This window comes from Alloalcanivorax marinus, from assembly GCF_016906305.1.
Classification (GTDB): Bacteria; Pseudomonadota; Gammaproteobacteria; order Pseudomonadales; family Alcanivoracaceae; genus Alloalcanivorax; species Alloalcanivorax marinus.
The window spans coordinates 114,698-121,947 of the sequence record NZ_JADDOL010000011.1; the positions used below are offsets into that span (position 1 = coordinate 114,698).

The window sequence follows — 7,250 nt, forward strand, 5'->3', positions numbered from 1 at the left end:
AGGAGGTTGAGAACGCATGTTGCATGCGCTCTCGAGCCCGGAGACCGGCTCCCCTTTCCAACTCAATGATTTTTCGCCGACGCCCCGTCGTTGCGGGTTCCGCTCTAGCCGTGGAGACCTTCGCGCGTGGCGCTGTGATCCTTACTCGAAAAGTAATAGCTGTGTTAAACGTTGAGCTGCGGTCTCCCGGCTGCGTTCATGAAGAAGAACAACATCAGGCAGAAAGGTTGTCTAACTATGAAAAAATCGATAATCAAAACAATCCTGTTGCCCGCGGGAACGATGATGCTGATGAGCACGCCCGCGCTCGCCAACATGGGTAACACGGGCAGTACCTATGGCCTTTTCCCCTCGGACATCGCCTCCGCTCAGGCGCTGTCCCTGTTCAACACCTCCACCTCCTCCACGTACTACAACCCGGCCAACCTGGCGGTGGTGCAGACCAGCGAAATCACCGGCGCGATCTTCCACGCCGAGCACGACCTGAACACCGAAAGCGCCAACCCGGCCTACGACGGCAATATTCTCGACAACCCTTCACAGCAAGTGATGCTGGGTCTGAAGGCGGATCTCAGCGGCCTGATGAAATCCGAGCACCCGATCTACCTGGGCTTCATCGCCGGGGTCGAGCGTTACGGCAAGGAGATGCTGGCGTTCAGTTCCTCCGCCCAGGGCGACAACGCCCAGTATCTGCAGTATGACCGCCAGCCCCTGTTTCTGGCCGCCAGTATCGGCACCAACGTCTGGCGCGGCATCAAGTTCGGCGGCGGCGTGCAGCTGACGCTTCACAACGACGCTGAGCTGTACATCACCAACAACCTGGCGGGTACCACCACCTACGAGCAGGTGAGCGTGGAAGCCCGGCCGCAGTTCCGGCCCATCGTGGGCTTTACCATGAACCTGGGCGAGACCTTCTGCCGGGTGAAAGGCTGCTGGCAGGACAATGTGCGCGCCGCTCTGAGCTACCGCGCCCAGTCCGACAGCCGCACCTCGGTATCGTCCAACGCCATCATCCCCGGGACCGTGACCGCGCCGGGTATCCCCATCGAAGTGAACAACGTTATCGATTCCTTCCAGCCGGCCATCACCACCGCGGGCATCCAATACGACTTCGGCGCCTGGCGCCTGGGCTTCACCGCCGAGTACCAGGAGTGGTCCCGCCTGACCACCGAACTGCGCGACGACACCATCAAGGACCAGGGCAACCTGCAGTTCGAAGACGTGTTCATTCCGCGCCTGGGTCTGGAAGTGGACCTCAACGACACCTTCATGGTGACCTCCGGCGTGGCCTGGGAGAAATCGCCTCTGGACAGTGATTCCTCACCGGACGTGAACTACGTGGACGCGGACCGCCTGGTGGTGGGCCTCGGCCTCACCGGTAATTTCAAGCATGTGCCCCTGATCGCGCACCCGGTCACCCTGAGCGTGGGCTATCAGTTCCAGCAGCTCGACGAGCGTGACTTCCAGCTCAGCCGCACCCAGCGCCTGCAGCAACCGAACCAGACCTATGGATCGGTCACCACTGACGGCGAAGTGCACGTCTTCGCGGGTTCGGTCTCGGTGCGCTTCTAACCGGCTAAAGGAATACGGTGGGTACAACCATGCGAAATAAAAAAACTCAGTATGAGAATAAGCAAAAAAAGATAACGAGGTCCGCTTCTATGAGCCGCAATTCGATACCAACGAATCTACTGTCCGCCAGCGTACTGCTCGCGCTGAGTTCCGCCGCCGCGGCCGGTATGAGCAACGCGCCGTCGACCTATGGCATGTTCCCTTCGGATGTGGCATCGGCCCAGGCCTTCTCCATCTTCAGCTCCAAGGCCAACGCGGTGTACTACAACCCGGCGGCCCTGGCCCAGGACGGCCGCGGTGAACTGACCGGCGCCATCCTGCACGGCGAGGCGGATCTGGGTTACAAGGACGCCACCGGCGCCGGCCCCAGCAGCCGCCGCCTCAGCGACGAGCCCTCCCAGCAACTGATCCTCGGCCTCAAGGCCGACGCCAGCGATCTGCTGACCACCGGCCACCCGATCTATCTGGCGCTGATGCTGGGCAGTGAAAAATATGGCCGCGAAATGCTGGCGTTCGAGTCCCAAACCACCCGGGACGGCCAGTACCTGACCTACGGTCGCAACCCGCTGTTCCTGAACGTGGGCGCGGCCACGCCGATCTGGCGCGGTATCGACTTCGGCGCGTCCATCAACATCACGCTGAACAACAAGGCCGACCTGGACACTCAGCTGGAAACCAGCGGTGAAACCCGTTACGAAACCCTGGAAGCGTCCGCCAAGCCGACCTACCGGCCGATCGTGGGCTTCAACATGAACTGGGGCGAAACCTTCTGCCCCGACGGCTGCTGGATGGACAACCTGCAGACCGCCGTGGCGTTCCGCGGCTACTCCAAAACCGAAACGTCCATCGATGCCACGCCCAACGTGCCGCAGCTGATCAACACCCTGCCGATCCGCGTTTCCGACGTGATTCAGGGCTACCAGCCGGACATCTACAGCGTGGGTGTTCGTTATGACTTCGGTCGCGTGCGCCTGGGCTTCACCGGTGAAGCGCAGATGTGGTCCGACCTGGAAGAAGAGTTCGCCGGCGACACGGTCAAGGATCAGGCCAACCTGCAGTTCAAGGACACCTTCGTACCCCGCGTGGGCCTGGAGTTCGACTTCAACCGCAGCTTCATGTTCACCACCGGCGTGGCCTGGGAAGAATCCCCGCTGGAAAGCAACTCTTCGCAGGACGTGAACTACCTGGACGCGGACAAACTGGTGATCGGCATGGGGCTCTCAGCCACCTTCCAGAATCCGCCGCTGCTGGCCTGGCCGCTCACCGTGGATCTGGCTTACCAATATCAGCAACTGGATGACCGCCGCTTCGACATCAACACCACCCAGGCCGGCGATCCGATCCCGGACTCCGTGGTCACCGATGGCGAAGTCAACGTTTTCTCTGGATCCGTCACCCTGAAATTCTAGGACTGAATTTCTCAAAGAATATCACTCGAAATCCGAAGAGGGCATTATGACAATACGAATCCTCAACCGCACCGTGGCGGCCCTGTCCGCCGCGGTCATTCTTTCCGCGTGCGGCGGCGGCGGGGACTCGGCCGAGGGCCGTGCCTCTGACCCGTCCGCGCAATCCCAGGGCCTGGTCTACGCCTTCCCGGGTGATGGCCAAACCGAAGTCTCCACGGCCTCGCCGGTGATTCTGCGCTTCACCTCCAGCGTCAATGTGGGCGACGCCATGAACGGCATTACCCTCTATGAGGGCGGCGCCGACGGCCGAGCCATGAGCCCGGAATTCGAACCGGTCCAGGGCCAGCCCAATAACCTGATGCTGGTACCGGAGGAAGACGACCCCTTCAAACCCAATCAGCAATACACCCTGGTGATCGAGGATCTGCCGCTGGGCGGTAACGGCACGGCCGAGAACCGCACTCTGCAGTTCACCACCCGGGCGCTGCACGAAGGACCGAAGGAACTGGTGGTCACCGATATGGATGACTTCCGTATCACCGGCGCCTTCCCCAACTTCGACAACGACAACCTGGGCGGCGAACAGCGCTTCCAGGCCATGGACTTCTCCAGCTTCCGCTTCCAGATGTCCCAGCCGGTGGACCGCGCCACCGCCGTTTACGGCGAGAGCGTGACCCTGACCTACGGCCCGGACGACACCGAGGTGCCCGCCACGCTGTTGGTGGACGGCCGCTACCTCACCGTGGACCCGGAACCGGAATACCTGGATCCCAGCCAGACCTATGAGCTGACGCTTACCGGCGACCTGGCCAGCACCTACGGCGCCAACTTCACGGAGCGCAGCCTGCGCTTCAAGCCCCAGGACACCTCGCCGCGCGGCGAGCCGACTCGCCTGGTGCAGCGCCTGACCGTGAACGAGCCCTCCAAGCTCACCGGCCGCGACGTGAACACCGTACCGGTGAATGGCACGCTCCTCGGCGAAGACGAAAACGTCACCCAGGCCCGCGCCGACTCCGTGATCGCGGAGCTGGGCGACGCCACTGTCTTCTCCCGCACCACCCCGATCCGTCTGCCCAAGGGCACCATCCTGAAAGGCGACGCCATCAACCCGATCCTGATCGGCGGCAAGGTGCCCGCCGGCTTCGGTTCCGGCGAGGTCACCATGACCCTGCTGTCCGACGCCACCGGCTACCTGGTGCAAAACCGCTACATGGAAGACGGCGAAAACGTCTCCCGCATGATCCAGCTGATGATGGACGTGGGCATCGCCACCGCGGAACCCCGCGCCAACGGCGCCTTCACCCAGGATCTGCTGCACATCGAGCTGGTCGGCCTGGCCGACATCGACACCTCCGCCGGCGTGCTGAACGTGGACGCCGTTAGCGTGGTCGAGCCGGACATTCTGGGCCAGGAATACGGCTATGGCCTGCTGAGCTTCCAGCTGCAGTCCTATGAAGATCAGACCAATGCGCCGCAACAAAGTGAAGACGCCACTGCTCCGAGCATTCAAAGCTGGACTGTTGGTAACTACGAAGATAGTCGAACAGCGGATTCATTGAGCAAGGGCTATCTTTACAGGTTGGGTGACCCTGTCGTGATCAACTTCGATGAACCGATTGAAGTTGCTAAAGATGCTAATATTTACTTCTATGAGAACGGCTCTGAAATCGAGTTCGACGCTTATGTCGATGGGGCTGCGCTCGTGCTACAACCCCGCGAAAATCTGAGCGCTTCTAAGGAGAGTAACCCTGTAGATTATGAAATACAGATAGTATCTGGGGTTTCTGATGTGGCAGGAAATAACTGGAGTGGCTCTTTTTCCGAGAACTTTTCACTGCCTTACGTAGTCGAGACCGCTATCAAAGAGTATAACGACAGCGGGGCGCCGTTAAACCAAGTACAAAGCGTCAGGAAGCATTCTCCGATTGTATTGTCTGTGTATCCCGGTTTCCCTTGCGCCCTTGATCCCTCCACAACAGACCTACAGTCCGGCACGATGGGGCGATGTCTTGGATCATTTCCTGGCTGGCAACAAGGTGGGCAGTTCGATATAAAAGATGAAGATGATTACTTGCCCATTATGGATATGCCCGCAGATCGTCCGATTGTCGTGCAATTCTCTAAGCCCATTGATCCTAATAGCGTTTCTTTAGGCGGAACTTTTAGCGTAAACAAATTGGACGGTCAGGGGAATGTAACCGACGCCGTAGCAGGCACCCTCTCACTGAGAGGCCGCACCTTGACTTTCACGCCCGAAAAAAATTGGGAAGAGGGAACTCTGTATAGCTATACGTTGAGTTCGGCAGATGTGGCGGGAGGTGTGTCCGTTGATTGTACAGGAGCGGAAGCCGTTTGTGATACAGAAGGGCTTCCTTTGCAAACGAACCTGTTTGCTGATTTGACTATCTCTGCCTATGCAAACCCTTCCACTCAGGACAAACTTTACTATTTTAAAGTGGATGCGAAGGACTATACGGCTGGCGGCCCGGACATGACTCAATATTTTGAAGGCTCGGCACACACCAATGCGGTCCTTCAGGTGTTGAAGAACGCCCCTTCATACGATACCAACGCTAATTTTGTCCACGAGAATCACCTGGATGTTCAGCCGGAAGATGGTAGCCCGTTACTGCTCCAGCAACCCGGGTATGCTTTGTATGACTTCCTGGATGAATCGCAAGAGCAGGGTGCTGATGCACAGCCGTTGGACGAAAATGCGGATCAGTCACTTGACCCGAACGGCGTAATCCCTCCTTTAAACAGTGCTAAGACTTTGTCACGTCAACCTTTGCCGGATTTTGATCCGTCCACCGTGGTGACCGTGAATGGTAGTAGTTTTGGCTGCGGGTACTCGGAGGCGGAATATATCAATCCCCAAAACCCGTTCGCGGGCGCCAGAATTACGGCTACTCAGGAGTGCCCGAGTCAGAAGTTTACGTATATTAATGGGGCCTTGACAGCGGAAGTCACCGATGAGTATGTTTCTGGGCAAGGACTAAAAGTGAAGATATGGCCCGCGCAGATTATGTCTACGTCCGTTCCTATCTTTACTCAATTCGATGAGTTCCCTTATATCATCGAGTCGGCCAGCGGGGCTCAGGTGCTGAGAATGCGTTACGAAGAAGACCTGAATGGCAATCGTACTCAGCCGATTACTGGTTGGCTTAAAGATGAGAATGGCACCCTGACTTTGTCGGCAGAAGTTGACCTCTACATGGATGGGATCGATTTGGTAAGATATTTCCAGGTTAACGATCCTTCCCACTCTTTGATGAGTCAGCCCATAACCATGCAGTTATCCGGAGGGGTGCGTTTCCTTGATGATGGGCGGATGGTTATCGAACAATATAATCTAAACCCTGTAGATGTTGATGTTCGGATCTGGGGCAGCAGCGGAACGCTGGCAGGGTTAATTCCGCTTCGGATACCGGAATTTGGTAGCAGGCTTCAATATGTATCTGAAAGCATAAAATAATTGGAGAGGGGCGCCAAAGACGGCGCCCCAGCTTTTTCAAGGTCTATCTATGGAGAGGGAGTCATGCGTTACGGCGCGCTTGCTTCTAAATTGGCCTCTCTTTTTCTTCTGGGCCTGGCTGTTTGGTTGATTTGGTGGGCCATGGCACCAATTACTGAAAAAGAGGCGTCGCGCGAAGCCCCGCAGCTCGAATTACTGAGTCAACATCCAGCAAGAAACCGGCAAGAACAAGCCCTGGTAGATAAAATATCTACTTGGAATCTCTTTGGCCCGGCGAGTGTTGCCGATGCCCACAATGTCGCTGATGTCCCGTTGGCAACCAAGAGTTACGGTCTTTTGGGTGTTATTAGCAATGTAGCTTCACAGTCTGGTTGGGCAATACTGCAGGCTGATGCCGGTTATGATGTAGTGGCTAGCACAGAAAAAATTACCGATGGGGTTGTCCTGAAAAGCGTGCACGAGAACTACGCTATAATTGAAGATCGGGGTGCTTTAAAGAAAGTGCCGTTGCCTCCATTCGAGGAGATGGAAATTCAAACGGTAGGTTCTGAGCTCTCGGAGCCTTCTGACACCTCTCTTGGCTCGCCAGATGACGACAGCAACAAAAGTGAGGCGTCCAAGGTGCGGGAAAGAATGATTGCCGGCATGAATCTGAAGCCGATAGAGAAAGGCGCAGCTAAAGGTTACGTCGTGGCAAAAAACAATAAGGAGCTGGAGGAAAAGTTCGGCTTAAAAGAAGGGGTATCCGGATTATCTGGTTGGTATGCGAGAGAGAAAGGTGGCCGACAAACTCA

Annotated in this window: 4 protein-coding genes; all 4 read left to right on the forward strand. The window is 57.3% G+C overall.

Annotated features, from left to right (window positions below):
• The first annotated feature begins 291 nt into the window (after window positions 1-291).
• Window positions 292-1,572, forward strand: coding sequence for an OmpP1/FadL family transporter (locus IM760_RS11270; RefSeq protein ID WP_204429271.1), 1,281 nt, complete (start codon window positions 292-294; stop codon window positions 1,570-1,572).
• A 194-nt stretch (window positions 1,573-1,766) separates the two neighbouring features.
• On the forward strand, window positions 1,767-2,981 hold the full coding sequence (locus tag IM760_RS11275; protein ID WP_239549760.1) for an OmpP1/FadL family transporter: 1,215 nt from the start codon (window positions 1,767-1,769) through the stop codon (window positions 2,979-2,981).
• Window positions 2,982-3,027: 46 nt separating this feature from the next.
• Window positions 3,028-6,456, forward strand: coding sequence for an Ig-like domain-containing domain (locus IM760_RS11280; RefSeq protein WP_204429273.1), 3,429 nt, complete (start codon window positions 3,028-3,030; stop codon window positions 6,454-6,456).
• A 63-nt stretch (window positions 6,457-6,519) separates the two neighbouring features.
• Window positions 6,520-7,250 (forward strand): type II secretion system protein N (locus IM760_RS11285; RefSeq protein ID WP_204429274.1); only part of this gene is annotated, 731 nt, incomplete at its 3' end.